The sequence below is a fragment of the Streptomyces sp. A18 genome, from assembly GCF_059026065.1.
The window spans coordinates 274,116-287,402 of the sequence record NZ_JBWLKL010000006.1; the positions used below are offsets into that span (position 1 = coordinate 274,116).

Annotated in this window: 9 protein-coding genes; 2 read left to right on the forward strand and 7 right to left on the reverse strand. The window is 70.7% G+C overall.

Features of this window, described 5'->3' with window-relative positions:
• Positions 1-41: 41 nt before the first annotated feature.
• A complete protein-coding gene (pyk, locus tag AC5P1C_RS13220; RefSeq protein WP_493865951.1) occupies positions 42-1,478 on the reverse strand; it encodes a pyruvate kinase in 1,437 nt (478 codons plus the stop codon).
• Between the two features lie 156 nt (positions 1,479-1,634).
• Positions 1,635-2,354, reverse strand: a complete 720-nt coding sequence (locus AC5P1C_RS13225) for an SIMPL domain-containing protein (protein WP_493865952.1) — start codon at positions 2,352-2,354, stop codon at positions 1,635-1,637.
• Between the two features lie 175 nt (positions 2,355-2,529).
• Between AC5P1C_RS13225 and AC5P1C_RS13230 the strand changes: the two genes are divergently transcribed.
• Complete coding sequence (locus AC5P1C_RS13230) at positions 2,530-4,332, forward strand: bifunctional metallophosphatase/5'-nucleotidase (RefSeq protein ID WP_493865953.1); 1,803 nt, start codon at positions 2,530-2,532, stop codon at positions 4,330-4,332.
• 15 nt (positions 4,333-4,347) lie between these two features.
• On the opposite strand, the gene AC5P1C_RS13235 is transcribed toward AC5P1C_RS13230, so the two are convergent.
• The 5 genes from AC5P1C_RS13235 to AC5P1C_RS13255 all read right to left on the reverse strand — a co-directional run bounded on the left by AC5P1C_RS13235 (position 4,348) and on the right by AC5P1C_RS13255 (position 11,312).
• Entirely contained in the window at positions 4,348-5,787 is a 1,440-nt protein-coding gene (locus tag AC5P1C_RS13235; RefSeq protein ID WP_493865954.1) for a lysine N(6)-hydroxylase/L-ornithine N(5)-oxygenase family protein, read from the reverse strand.
• The gene (locus AC5P1C_RS13240; RefSeq protein ID WP_493865955.1) at positions 5,784-7,175 is read right to left on the reverse strand and encodes a pyridoxal phosphate-dependent decarboxylase family protein; all 1,392 of its coding nucleotides are present in this window, start codon (positions 7,173-7,175) and stop codon (positions 5,784-5,786) included. The genes AC5P1C_RS13235 and AC5P1C_RS13240 overlap by 4 nt, the downstream gene beginning before the upstream one ends.
• A gap of 303 nt (positions 7,176-7,478) precedes the next feature.
• The gene (gene pepN / locus AC5P1C_RS13245; protein WP_493865956.1) at positions 7,479-9,995 is read right to left on the reverse strand and encodes an aminopeptidase N; all 2,517 of its coding nucleotides are present in this window, start codon (positions 9,993-9,995) and stop codon (positions 7,479-7,481) included.
• A gap of 52 nt (positions 9,996-10,047) precedes the next feature.
• Positions 10,048-10,392: a chorismate mutase gene (locus tag AC5P1C_RS13250; RefSeq protein ID WP_493865957.1), complete on the reverse strand. Its 345-nt coding sequence runs from the start codon at positions 10,390-10,392 to the stop codon at positions 10,048-10,050.
• An 11-nt stretch (positions 10,393-10,403) separates the two neighbouring features.
• Positions 10,404-11,312: a helix-turn-helix domain-containing protein gene (locus tag AC5P1C_RS13255; RefSeq protein WP_493865958.1), complete on the reverse strand. Its 909-nt coding sequence runs from the start codon at positions 11,310-11,312 to the stop codon at positions 10,404-10,406.
• 136 nt (positions 11,313-11,448) lie between these two features.
• Here AC5P1C_RS13255 and AC5P1C_RS13260 point away from each other — a divergent pair, with 136 nt between their 5' ends.
• Entirely contained in the window at positions 11,449-13,227 is a 1,779-nt protein-coding gene (locus tag AC5P1C_RS13260; RefSeq protein WP_493865959.1) for a glycoside hydrolase family 35 protein, read from the forward strand.
• Positions 13,228-13,287: the final 60 nt, after the last annotated feature.

The window sequence follows — 13,287 nt, forward strand, 5'->3', positions numbered from 1 at the left end:
GCTCCCCCCGGAGCGGCCCCTCGGTCACGTACGGAATCCGCCTACTGGGGGCTGTCGTCCTCGCCGATGTGGTGGATGCGTACGAGATTGGTGGAGCCCGCGACTCCGGGCGGGGATCCCGCGGTGATGACGACGACGTCGCCCTTCTCGCAGCGTCCGTACCGCAGGAGCAGCTCGTCGACCTGGCGGACCATGGCGTCGGTGGATTCGACGTGGGGGCCGAGGAAGGTTTCGACGCCCCAGGTGAGGTTCAGCTGGGAGCGGGTGGCCCGGTCGGGGGTGAAGGCGAGCAGCGGGATGGGTGAGCGGTAGCGCGAGAGGCGGCGGACGGTGTCGCCGGACTGTGTGAAGGCCACGAGGAATTTCGCGCCGAGGAAGTCGCCCATTTCGGCGGCGGCGCGGGCCACGGCGCCGCCCTGGGTGCGGGGTTTGTTCCGTTCGGTGAGCGGCGGGAGGCCCTTGGCGAGGATGTCTTCTTCGGCGGCTTCGACGATGCGGCCCATGGTGCGGACCGTCTCGATGGGGTATTTGCCGACGCTGGTCTCGCCGGAGAGCATCACTGCGTCTGTGCCGTCGATGACGGCGTTGGCGACGTCCGAGGCCTCGGCGCGTGTGGGGCGGGAGTTGTCGATCATCGAGTCGAGCATTTGGGTGGCGACGATGACCGGTTTCGCGTTCCGCTTGGCGAGTTTGATGGCGCGCTTTTGGACGATCGGCACCTGTTCGAGGGGCATCTCGACGCCGAGGTCGCCGCGGGCGACCATGATGGCGTCGAAGGCGGCGACGATGTCGTCGATGTTCTCGACGGCCTGCGGCTTCTCGACCTTGGCGATGACGGGGAGGCGGCGGCCTTCTTCGTCCATGATGCGGTGGACGTCTTCGATGTCGCGTCCGCTGCGGACGAAGGAGAGGGCGATGACGTCGAATCCTGAACGCAGGGCCCAGCGCAGGTCGGCCTCGTCCTTGTCGGAGAGTGCGGGGACGGAGACGGCGACGCCGGGGAGGTTGAGTCCCTTGTTGTCGGAGACCATGCCGCCCTCGACCACGGTGGTGGTGACGCGGGGGCCATCGACCGCGGTGACCTCCAGGGTCACTTTGCCGTCGTCGACGAGGATGCGTTCGCCGGGGGTGACGTCCTGGGCGAGGCCGTCGTAGGTGGTGCCGCAGGTCTGGCGGTCGCCTTGGACGCCTTCTTCGACGGTGATGGTGAATTCGTCACCGCGTTCAAGGAGTACGGGTCCTTCACTGAAGCGGCCGAGGCGGATCTTCGGGCCTTGAAGGTCGGCGAGGATGCCGACGCTGCGGCCGGTCTCGTCGGAGGCCTTCCGTACGCGCTGGTAGCGCTCCTCGTGTTCGGCGTACGTGCCGTGGCTGAGGTTGAAGCGGGCTACGTCCATTCCGGCTTCGACCAGTGCCTTGATCTGGTCGTACGAGTCGGTGGCGGGGCCCAGGGTGCAGACGATTTTTGCTCGGCGCATGGTTCGAGCCTAGGCCTTACCGGCCGGTAGAGAATTGGCTGGGCATGACTACTCAACAACCTTTGCGTGAAAGGTTATTGACAAGTGTTGAATTGTGCGGGGCGCTGCTCTGATGAGCGATTTACGGGCGCCCCGCAACGTAAAGCCACTCCGTGACTACAGCCGCGGGGGTGTCATGGTGAAGCGCGCGTTGACCTGTGCGTAGACGTGTTGCCGTTGGGGTTCGAGGTCGAGGGGGGCGGCTTCCTGGGTCATGTCCGCGGCGCCTCCGTAGGCGACGGTGCGCATCGCGGGCGTCGGGCCTCCGTAGCCGAACGGCTGGGCGTTCTCGGCGCCGATGTCGGCGAGCTCGACGAGGGCGGCGAGCGTGGTGCCCAGCGCTTGCGCGTACTCGCGGCCCCGCTGTACCGCTTCCCTGACGGCCTCCTGCCGGGCCTCGCGGTGGGTGGGCGAGTCGGGGCGCAGGGCCCAGTAGGGGCCGTCGACGCGGGTCAGTTCGAGGTCCGCGAGGCGGGTGGTGAGTTCGCCGAGCGCGGTGAAGTCGGTGAGTTCGGCGGTGATGTGGACCCGGCCGTGGTAGGCCCGGATGCGTTCGCCGCGGCCGTGCTTGGTCAGTTCGGGGCTGATGGAGAAGGCGCCGGTCTCGAGCGTCTCGACGGATTCGCCGTAGGTTTTGACGAGGTCGATGACGGTGGCGTTGCGGCGCGTGAGGTCGTTCAGGGCGTCGCGCCGATCGGTGCCGCGTGCGCTGACGGTGATGCCGATGCGGGCGATCTCGGGGTCGACTTCGAGGTGTGCTTCGCCCTTGACGGCCAGGCGGGGGGCGCCAGGGGTGCCGTAGGGGGTGGGGGTGGTCTCGGGGGTGGTGTCGTCCATGCGGCCCACTCTCGCACTGAGGCGGGGCGCCGGACAGTCGTCGGGGCGCGGCACCGGACAGTCATCGGATCGAAACCTGCGGGGTCTGTTGCCGGTGGTGTGGTCGGGGTCAGAATCTACGCGCGTTATCTACGCGCGTTACACCGGTCGACCACAGGTACAAGGGGAGTACGAAATGCCGCTGAACCGCCGGAAGTTCCTGGGCAAGTCCGCCGTCACGGGCGTGGCGCTGGCGGGCGGTGTGGCCGCCGCCCCCGCCGCGTCGGCGCAGGCGCCCGGGAGGCCCGCCAAGCGGAGGAAGCGGTACTCGTTCACCGTCATGGGCACGACGGACCTGCACGGCAATGTCTTCAACTGGGACTACTTCACGGACAAGGAGTTCGACGACAAGGACCACAACGACGTGGGCCTGGCGAAGATCTCCACTCTCGTGAACGAGATCCGCGAGGAGAGAGGCCGCCGCAACACGCTTCTCATCGACGCGGGCGACACCATTCAGGGCACCCAACTCTCGTATTACTACGCCAAGATCGACCCGATCACGGCGGAGCGCGGCCCGGTCCATCCGATGGCGCAGGCGATGAACAGCATCGGCTACGACGCCGCGGCGCTCGGGAACCACGAATTCAATTACGGCATTCCGGTGCTGCGGAAGTTCGAGGAGCAGTGCGACTTCCCGCTCCTCGGCGCCAATGCCCTCGACGCGAAGACGCAGCGGCCCGCTTTTCCGCCGTACTTCATGAAGCGCCTGCGCACCCCGCACGGCCGTGACGTGAAGGTGGCGGTCCTGGGGCTGACGAATCCCGGCATCGCGATCTGGGACAAGGCGAATGTCCAGGGCAAGATGACGTTTCCGGGGCTTGAGGAGCAGGCGGCGAAGTGGGTTCCGAAGTTGCGTTCCATGGGCGCGGACGTCGTGATCGTGTCGGCGCACTCCGGGTCCAGCGGCACGTCTTCGTACGGTGACCAGCTCCCGTACGTCGAGAACGCGGCGGGTCTGGTGGCCGAGCAGGTGCCTGGCATCGACGCGATCCTGGTGGGGCACGCGCACACGGAGATCGCCGAGTACTTCGTGGAGAACAAGGAGACCGGCAAGAAGGTCGTCCTGTCCGAGCCGCTGAAGTGGGGGCAGCGCCTGACGCTCTTCGACTTCGACCTGGTGTGGGCCAAGGGCCGTTGGACGGTGGAGAAGGTCGGCGCGCAGGTCCTCAACTCCAATACGGCCGCGGAGGACAGGAAGGTCACCCGGCTCCTGGCCGACGAGCACAAGAAGGTCGTCGCGTACGTCAACCAGGTCATCGGTACGTCGACGCAGGCGATGAGCACGGCCGAGGGCCCGTACAAGGATGTCGCGATCATCGACCTGATCAGCCATGTGCAGGCGGAGACGGTCAAGGAGGCGCTGAAGGGCGGCCAGTACGCGGCGTTGCCCGTGCTCTCGCAGGCTTCGTGCTTCTCGCGCACGGCGGGTATCCCGGCGGGCGAGGTGACGATCAAGGATGCGGCGGGGCTCTACCCGTTCGAGAACACGCTTGAGGCGCGGCTGATCACAGGCGCGCAGCTCAAGGAGTATCTGGAGTTCTCGGCGCGCTACTACGTGCGGACGGCGGCCGGCGCTCCGGTGGACCCGGCGAAGCTGACGAACGCGGACAACATCCCGGACTACAACTACGACGCGTTGTACGGCGTGACGTACGAGATCGACATCGCGAAGCCCGCGGGTTCCCGGGTCGCGAAGCTGAGCTTCGACGGCAAGGAGGTCGACCCGAAGGCCGAGTTCGTGCTCGCGGTCAACAACTACCGTGCGAGCGGTGGCGGGAACTTCCCGCACGTGGCGGGCGCCAAGCAGCTGTGGGCGAACTCGGACGAGATCCGCAACACGATCATCCAGTGGGTGCAGGCGAAGGGGACGGTCGACCCGGCCCAGTTCGCGTCGGTGGACTGGAAGCTGACCCGGGACGGCACGCCGGTCTTCTGACCGGTCTCCTGACCGTCAGCTCTTGAGGGGCACCAGGTTGCCGCGCTGCTCGCCGATGAGGCCGGCGGCGGTGCGGGCCTGGGGCTCCTGGAGACCGAAGCTGGTGAACGCGGTGCGCTGCGGGAGCGGGTAGGGGGACGCCCCCGTCAGGGTGTTGAGGATGGTGGCGCTGCGCCAGGCGGCGAGGCCCAGGTCGGGGGCGCCCACTCCGTGGGTGTGGCGTTCGGCGTTCTGTACGTAGACGTTGTTGCCGGATGTGACGGAGGGGTCGAGGACGAGGCGGTACTGCTCGTCGATGCGGGGGCGCTCCGAGGAGTCCCGGCGGATGTAGGGGTCGAGGCCCGCGAGGAGTTCGTCGAGGGGGCGCTCGCGGTGGCCCGTGGCGAGGACGACCGCGTCCGTGGTGAGGCGGGAGCGGGTGCCCTGCTGGAGGTGTTCCAGGTGGAGTTCCACGCGGGTGGTGGCGACGCGTCCTGCGGTGCGGACGCCGACGCCCGGGGTGAGGACGGCGTCGGGCCAGCCGCCGTGCAGGGTGCGCCGGTAGAGCTCGTCGTGGATGGCGGCGATGGTGTCGGCGTCGATGCCCTTGTGGAGCTGCCACTGGTGGGGGACGAGGCCGTCGCGCACGGGTTCCGGCAGGGAGTGGAAGAAGCGGGTGTAGTCCGGGGTGAAGTGTTCCAGGCCGAGCTTGGAGTACTCCATGGGCGCGAAGGCCTCGGTACGGGCGAGCCAGTGGATCTTCTCGGCGCCTACGGGGCGGTGCCTGAGCAGGTCGAGGAAGACCTCGGCGCCGGACTGTCCCGAGCCGATGACGGTGATGTGGTCGGCGGCGAGCAGCCGGTCGCGGTGCAGGAGGTAGTCCGCGGAGTGGATCACGGGGACGGTGGGGGCGTCCGCGAGGGGCTTGAGGGGCTCGGGGATGTGGGGCGCGGTGCCGACGCCGACGGCGATGTTCTTCGTGTACGTGCGGCCGAGCGCCTCGGCCTCTCCCTCGGCGTCGAGCTGTGTGAAGTCGACTTCGAAGAGGTTCCGTTCGGAGTTCCAGCGCACGGCGTCGACCTGGTGCCCGAAGTGCAGTGCGGGGAGGTTCTCGCTGACCCAGCGGCAGTAGGCGTCGTACTCGGCGCGCTGGATGTGGAACCGCTCGGCGAAGTAGAAGGGGAAGAGCCGTTCGCGGGTCTTGAGGTAGCTGAGGAAGGACCAGGGGCTCGCCGGGTCGGCGAGGGTCACCAGGTCGGCGAGGAAGGGCACTTGGAGGCTTGCGCCGTCGATGAGGAGCCCGGGGTGCCAGTGGAAGCCGGGCCGCTGTTCGTAGAAGGCGGCGTCGAGTCCGGTCAGGGGCTGGGCGAGGGCGGCGAGGGAGAGGTTGCAGGGGCCGATGCCGATGCCGACCAGGTCCCGGGGTTCGTCGGGGGTGGTGAGCGGCGGGGCGGGCGTGTCGTTCTGGCCGGTCATCGGGGGGTGGTTCCTTCCACGAGCTTCAGGAGCTCGGCGAGGTCGCCGGGCCGGGTGTGGGGGTTGAGCAGGGTGGCCTTGAGCCAGCGGCGTCCGTCGACCTTGGCCCGCCCGAGCACGGCGCGCCCTTGGGCGAGGAGTTCTCGCCTGACGTACGCGATGTGGTCGTCGTCGGCGCCGACGGGACGGAACAGGACCGTGCTGATGGCGGGCGGGTCGTACAGCTCGAAGCCGGGGTGTGCGGCGACGAGCGCGGCGAACTCCTGTGCCTGTGCGCAGACTTGGTCGACGAGTGCGCCGATCCCTTCGCGTCCGAGTGCCTTGAGGGTGACGGCGATCTTGAGTACGTCGGGGCGGCGCGTGGTGCGCAGGGAACGGCCGAGGAGGTCGGGGAGGCCCGCTTCGGTGTCGTCGCCCGCGTTGAGGTAGTCGGCGTGGTGGCCGAGCGCGGCGAGGTCGCGGCCGGCGCGGACCAGGATCAGCCCGGCGGCGACGGGCTGCCAGCCGAGCTTGTGCAGGTCGAAGGTGATGCTGTCGGCGCGTTCCATGCCGCGCAGGAGCTCTCTTCGTACGTCGCTGAAGAGGAGCGGGCCGCCGTAGGCGGCGTCGATGTGCAGTCGGGCGCCGTGCTCCGCGCAGAGGTCGGCGATCTGGTCGAGGGGGTCGATGAGCCCGGCGTCGGTGGTGCCCGCGGTGGCGGCGACGAGGAACGTGCCGGGCGGGCCGGAGAGTTGGGTCAGGGCTTCGTCGAGCGCGGTCGGGTCGAGGACGCCGGCGGGCGCGGGGACGGTGACCGGTTCCGGCATGCCGAGGAGCCAGGCGGCGCGGCCGAGGGAGTGGTGGGCGTTCTCGCCGGTGATGAGCTGGACGGGGCCGTGCGCGGCGGTGCGCTCGCGGGCCAGGAGCAGGGCGACCTGGTTGGACTCCGTGCCGCCGGTGGTGACCAGGGCGTCGCCTTCGCCGGCGCCGTATGCCTCCGCTGCGAGGGTGCGCGTGACCAGGTTCTCGATCTCCGAGGCTGCGGGGGCCTGGTCCCAGGAGTCCATGGAGGGGTTGAGCGCGGACGCGGCCAGGTCGGCGGCGACGGCCAGGGCGAGCGGGGGGCAGTGGAGGTGGGCCGCGCAGAGGGCGTCGGCGGGGTCGGCGGCGCCTTCCGCGAGCGCGTGGACGAGTCTGCGCAGGGCCGCTTCGGCGCCTTCGCCGCGGGCGGGCAGGATCTGGCCGGTGGCCTCGCGCACGCGGGCGGCGACGGCGGTGGGGCCGCCCGCGGGGAGCGGTCCGCCGCGGGCGGTCGCCCCGGTGCGCAGGGCGTCGAGGGTGGCGGTGAGCAACGGCCGCAGCGAGTCCGGGCCTTGGGCTCCTCCGGCGAGGGGCGGCGGAGTGCTCATGGGGCGACGTCCTTCGGTGCGCACGGGCGGGGACAACCAGCCTGTCCGCCGACCGGACGGCACGCCCGGAGAGCTCAACGATCCGAACCCGAAAGTGGTACTGGCACGCCGAGGGGGCGTGTTAGGGCGAGCGGGGCTGCTAGGCGCTCCGGCCGGGGGGCCGGGGGGCGGGAATCGAGTGCGGGTGCGGTTGTGGCTGATCGCGCCGTTCCCGCGCCCCTTGCGGGGCGCCCCCGTCGAAGGATCGTCGGCAGGGACCAGGTCCGCGTAGGCCGACGGACCCAGTCCTCGTGCCGGCGCGTCCTAGGCCCCTGTCGCCTCACGCACCCGCAACGCCCTGGCCAGGTCGTCCAGTTGGTCGGTCAGCTTGCGGCGAAGGGCGGGGATGGGGTCGGCGGCGCGCAGGCACGCCTCGCCCAGGCGGAGCGTCTCGGCGTCCACGGCGGACGCCGGGAAGGCCCACCGTCCAGCGACGTCGGCGATGGCGGGGCCGCGTCGGGCCGCGACGGCTACCGCGTCCTCGTAGTAGCGGGGTACGTACTCCCGTACGAGATCGGCCTGTTCGGGCTGCCAGAAGCCCTGGGCGGTGGCGGTGAGGAGGTAGTTCGAGAGGTCGTCCGAGGCGAACATGGCGTCCCAGGCCCGGCGCTTGGCCGCCGGGTCGGGCAGCGCGGCACGGCAGCGGGCCGCGCCTTCCTGGCCGGTGGCACTGGGGTCGCGCTCCAGCTCGGCGCCGATCGCGGACTCGTCGGCGGCGCCGAGGACGGCGAGACGGGTCAGGACGCGCCAGCGCAGCTCGGGGTCGAGTTCGGGGCCGCCGGGGACGGTGCCCTCGGCGAGCCACTCCTGGAGCGGGTCGGGGCGCGTCGCCACGTCGATGAAGCCGCGTACGGCGGTGAGCCGCAGGCCGGGGTGTGAGCCGTCCTCTGTGCGCCGGATGAGGTCGCGGCACAGCTCGGTGAGGGTGGTGAGGGCGAAGGGCCGCCGGTCCTGGGGCAGGAAGCGGCCCGCGACGTGGGTGGTGGCGAAGGCGAGGACGCCCTGGACGAGGGCGAGGTCGGTCTCGTCGGGGAGGTGCGCGCGGGCGGTCTCCAGGTAGGTGGTGCCGTCCAGTTCGCCGTCGCGGACCATGTCGCGCAGGCTGTTCCACAGGACGGCGCGGGTGAGGGCGTCGGGGACGCGGGAGAGGCTGCGCAGGGCCGTCTCCATGGAGACCTCGTCGAGGCGGATCTTGGTGTACGTGAGGTCCTGGTCGTTCGGGACGATCAGGGCGGGGCGCCCGCCGTCGCGCGGCGACGTGGTGGGCCCGGAGCGGGGGATGTCCGTCTCGTACCGCTCGCGCAGGAGCAGGCCCTGGCTGTCGGTGAGGTCGCGGTCGTACACGCCGACGGCGACGCGGTGCGGGCGGCTGCCTTCGCGGTCGACGTCGAGGGTCCACTCGCGGGCGTCGTGCGTGACCGTCGAGGTGAGCGTGTCGACGCCGGTGGTGCGCAGCCAGGCCTCGGCCCATCCGTGCACGTCGCGGTCGGTGTTGTGCGCGAGGGAATCGATGAAGTCGGCGAGGGTGGCGTTCGCGAACTTGTGCCGGGCGATGTGGGTGTTGATGCCGGCGAGGAAGTCCTTCTCGCCGAGCCAGGCGACGAGTTGGCGCAGGGCGGACGCGCCCTTGGCGTACGAGATGCCGTCGAAGTTGAGCATCGCGGACGCGGTGTCGGGCACGGCGTCCGGGTCGGGCGCGACGGGGTGGGTCGAGGGGCGCTGATCGGCGTCGTACCCCCACGCCTTGCGGGCGACGCCGAAGTCGGTCCAGGTGTCGGTGAAGCGGGTGGCTTCGGCGGTGGTCTGGAAGCCCATGTACTCGGCGAAGGATTCGTTCAGCCAGATGTCGTCCCACCACCGGAGGGTGACGAGGTCGCCGAACCACATGTGGGCCATCTCGTGGGCGATGACCATGGCGCGGGTCTGCCGCTCGGTCTCGGTGACGGCGGAGCGGTAGATGAACTCGTCGCGGAAGGTGACGAGTCCGGGGTTCTCCATCGCGCCCGCGTTGAACTCCGGGACGAACGCCTGGTCGTAGGAGTCGAAGGGGTAGGGCTCGTCGAACTTCTCGTGGTACCGGTCGTAGCACGCGCGTGTGACGTCAAGGATCTCGTCGGCGTCGGCGTCCAGGAAGGGGGCCAGCGAGCGGCGGCAGTGGATGCCGAAGGGCAGGCCTCGGTGTTGGGTGCGGACCGAGTGCCAGGGGCCCGCGGCGACGGCGACGAGGTACGTGGAGATCAGCGGGGTGGCCGCGGCCCGCCAGGTCCCGCCGCCCACGTGCTCGGTCACGCCGTTCGCGAGGACGGTCCAGCCGTCGGGGGCGGTGACGGTCAGCTCGAAGACGGACTTCAGGTCGGGCTGGTCGAAGGCGGCGAAGACGCGCTGCACGTCCTCCATGAACAGCTGCGTGTACGTGTACGTCTCGCCGTCCGTGGGGTCGGTGAAGCGGTGCATGCCCTCGCCCGTGTGCGAGTAGCGCATGGCCGCGTCGACGCGCAGTTCGTGCTCGCCCGCGGTGAGTCCGGTGAGCGCGAGCCGGTTCTCGACCAGGTCCGCCGGGTCGAGCGGCTGTCCGTCGAGGGTGACGGAGCGCAGCTCGGCGGGCTTGACCTCGACGAAGGTGTCCACCGTGGCCGCGGGCTCCCCGAGCGCCGTGAACCGGATGACCGTGCGGGAGTCGAAGGTCTCGGCTCCCCCGGTCAGGTCCAGCTCCACCGTGTACCGGTGGACGTCGATGAGGCGGGCTCGGGTCTGCGCTTCGTCGCGCGTCAGTACGGGCATGGGTCCATGCTGCCTGATGCCATCGGCTCGGATGCGGGGTGCCCGGAGATCGTCAGGAAGATTTGGCGATCGTCTCGTGGTGGCGGATGACCTCGGCAATGATGAAGTTCAGGAGCTTCTCGGCGAACGCCGGATCCAGCTTCGCGTTCTCGGCGAGTTCGCGCAGCCGGGCGATCTGGCGGGCCTCGCGGGCCGGGTCGGCGGGCGGCAGGTGGTGGTTGGCCTTGAGGTGGCCGACCTGCTGGGTGCACTTGAAGCGCTCGGCGAGCATGTGGACGACGGCCGCGTCGATGTTGTCGATGCTGTCGCGCAGGCGGGACAGCTCGGCGCGCACGGCTGCGTCCGTGGCGTCCCTGGCCTCGGCGCCGTTCGCGTCACTTGTGTGGCTGGTGGTCATGGTCCACGAGCCTACGTTGCCGGTCCTTCGCCGCCGACGGCGGAAGAGCGCAGAATCGGCGGGTGCTCGGGGTCGGGAATCTGTTGCGACCAGCCGCCGGGGACGGTGCGTCCCTGCTGCTCACGGAAGCGGACGGGTGCCATGCCCACGCGGCGCGTGAACAGCCGCGAGAAGTACGCGGGGTCGTCGTAGCCGACCCGGCGGGCGACGGCCGCCACCGGGAGCTCCGTGGCGGCGAGCAGCTCCTTGGCGCGCCCCAGGCGGATGCCGAGGAGGTAGTCCTTGGGGCTGCAGCCGGCGCCCCTGCGGACCGCGGTGCGCAGTTCCGCGGGTGTCATGCCGTGCCGTGCCGCGTGCCCGGCGACGGAGAGTGGCTGGAAGGCGTCGCGGGCCAGGGCCTGGAGTACCGGGTCGCCGTCGGGGGCGATGTCCGCGCGGGCCCGGCGCAGCGCGACGAGGAGTTCGTGGACGGCGGCGCCCGTCTCGACCTCCAGGAGCGGATTGCCGCGCCGTGCCGCGCGCGCGATGCGCCCGACGGCGGCGCGCGCACCGGTCGCGTCGGAGAGCGGCACGACGGGCCGGGTGGGTTCGATGTAGCCGAGTTCGGTGTACGTCGTCGTGGCGGGCCCCGTGAAGTCGACGAAGCACTCGTCCCAGCCGGTCTCCGGGTCGGGGCCGTAGTGGTGGCGCACTCCGGGGGTGAGCCAGATCAGCGCGGGCGCCGTCACCGTCGTACGTCTGCCGTCGGGCCCCAGGAACCAGCCGCCGCCCGCGCTCACGACCACGGCGACGTGGTGGTCGAGGGTGCGCGGGCCCACGGTCGGCAGCAGGCCGTGCTGGAGGCCGACCCCGAGGCAGGCGAGGCCGAGGCGGTGGTGGGCCGGGCTCGGCGTGAAATACCGCATCCACGTGTGGTACATCCGCTGGTGCCCCTTCCGTCCGGGCCGCGGCCCGCTCGCTGCGTCCAACCCGCCTAGATCTTTGTCCATGGACCCTGCTGCCCGCCAGAGGTGATCGTGGCTGATCAGTGGTGAGCGAGAGGGACTCAGGGACACGATGAACGGCTTCAGGGTGGGCGAGGACGATTTCGAACTGGACGGGCGGCCCGTACGGCTGCTCTCCGGTGCACTGCACTATTTCCGGGTGCACGAGGCGCAGTGGGGCCACCGCCTGGCAATGCTGCGCGCGATGGGGCTCAACTGCGTGGAGACATACGTCCCGTGGAATCTGCACGAGCCGCGCCCCGGGGAGTTCAGCGACGTCGGGGCGCTGGGCCGTTTCCTGGACGCCGCCCACGAGGCGGGGCTGTGGGCGATCGTGCGGCCCGGTCCGTACATCTGCGCCGAGTGGGAGAACGGCGGTTTTCCGCACTGGCTGACCGGGGCGGTGGGGACACGCGCGCGCACCCGCGACGCGGAGTATCTGGGGCATGTGGACCGCTGGTTCGGCCGCCTCATGACGCAGGTCGTCCCGCGCCAGCACGACCGGGGCGGCCCAGTGATCATGGTGCAGGTGGAGAACGAGTACGGCAGCTACGGCTCGGACGCCGACTACCTCCGTCACCTGGCCGATCTCCTGCGCTCCGAGGACGTGAGCGTCCCGCTCTTCACCTCCGACGGCCCCGAGGACCACATGCTCACCGGCGGGTCCGTCCCCGGTGTCCTGGCGACGGCCAACTTCGGCTCGCAGGCCGGCGCGGGCTTCGAGACGCTGCGCAGGCACCGCCCCAAGGGCCCGCTGATGTGCATGGAGTTCTGGTGCGGCTGGTTCGACCACTGGGGCGCGGAACACGTCGTGCGGGACGCGGCGGATGCCGCGGAGGCGTTGCGCGAGATCCTGGAGTGCGGGGCGTCGGTCAACCTCTACATGGCGCACGGCGGCACGAACTTCGCCGGGTGGGCGGGGGCGAACCGGGGCGGCGGCGCGCTGCACGACGGCGCCCTGGAGCCGGACGTCACGTCGTACGACTACGACGCCCCCATCGACGAGTTCGGGCGCCCCACGGAGAAGTTCTGGCGCTTCCGTGAGGTGCTTGCGCCGTACGCACAGGGGCCGGTTCCGGAGCTGCCCGCGCCGCTGCCTTCACTGACGGAGCACGCTCCGGCCGACCTCACGGACTGGTCGCCCCTGCCCGCCGTCATGGAGTCGCTCGGCGGCCCCGACGCGGAGTACGCCCTGCCGCCCACCTTCGAAGAGCTCGACGTGGACCGCGGCCTGGTCCGGTACACGCTGACGGTGCCGGGCCCGCGGCGGCCGTACCCACTGCGTGTACGGGGGCTGCGTGACCGGGCGGTGGTGTACGTGGACGGGGAGCGGGCCGGTGTCCTCACCGAGGAGGAGCCTGCCCTGCCCGAGCCTGTCGCGGGGCACGCGCGCGTGGAGCTGTGGGTGGAGTCCCTGGGGCGGGTCAACTACGGGCCGCGGACGGGCGAGGCGAAGGGCATCACCGGTGGGGTGCTGCATGAGCGGCAGTACCTGCACGGGGTGCGGGCCAGGGGGCTACGGCTCGACGCGTTCTCCTCGGCGGAGGCCGTGCGGGCGGTTCCGGCGGCCGGGGAAGCGGCGTCGGGGCAGCCGGGCCTGTACCGCGGCACGGTCGCTGTCCAGGGGCCCGGTGACGCCACGCTCGAACTGCCGGACTGGACGCGGGGGTTCGTCTGGGTGAACGGCTTCAATGTGGGCCGTTACTGGTCGGCGGGCCCTCAGACCTCGCTGTTCGTCCCCGGCCCGGTGCTGCGGGAGGGCACGAACGAGGTGTGGGTCCTGGAGTTCGAAGGGGCGGGAGCAGGGACGATCCGGCTCGCCCCGCTCCCGCCCCTGTCCCTGCCCCGCTGATCCGCACATGCGCAAAGGCCGGAGAGGCTGCTGAGCCTCTCCGGCCTTCATGATCTCTCG

Coding starts and splice junctions, on each gene's coding strand:
- pyk (WP_493865951.1), bottom strand. CDS start 1,478: ATGCGCCGAGCAAAAATCGTCTGCACCCTGGGCCCCGCCACCGACTCG.
- AC5P1C_RS13225 (WP_493865952.1), bottom strand. CDS start 2,354: ATGGACGACACCACCCCCGAGACCACCCCCACCCCCTACGGCACCCCT.
- AC5P1C_RS13230 (WP_493865953.1), top strand. CDS start 2,530: ATGCCGCTGAACCGCCGGAAGTTCCTGGGCAAGTCCGCCGTCACGGGC.
- AC5P1C_RS13235 (WP_493865954.1), bottom strand. CDS start 5,787: ATGACCGGCCAGAACGACACGCCCGCCCCGCCGCTCACCACCCCCGAC.
- AC5P1C_RS13240 (WP_493865955.1), bottom strand. CDS start 7,175: ATGAGCACTCCGCCGCCCCTCGCCGGAGGAGCCCAAGGCCCGGACTCG.
- pepN (WP_493865956.1), bottom strand. CDS start 9,995: ATGCCCGTACTGACGCGCGACGAAGCGCAGACCCGAGCCCGCCTCATC.
- AC5P1C_RS13250 (WP_493865957.1), bottom strand. CDS start 10,392: ATGACCACCAGCCACACAAGTGACGCGAACGGCGCCGAGGCCAGGGAC.
- AC5P1C_RS13255 (WP_493865958.1), bottom strand. CDS start 11,312: ATGTACCACACGTGGATGCGGTATTTCACGCCGAGCCCGGCCCACCAC.
- AC5P1C_RS13260 (WP_493865959.1), top strand. CDS start 11,449: ATGAACGGCTTCAGGGTGGGCGAGGACGATTTCGAACTGGACGGGCGG.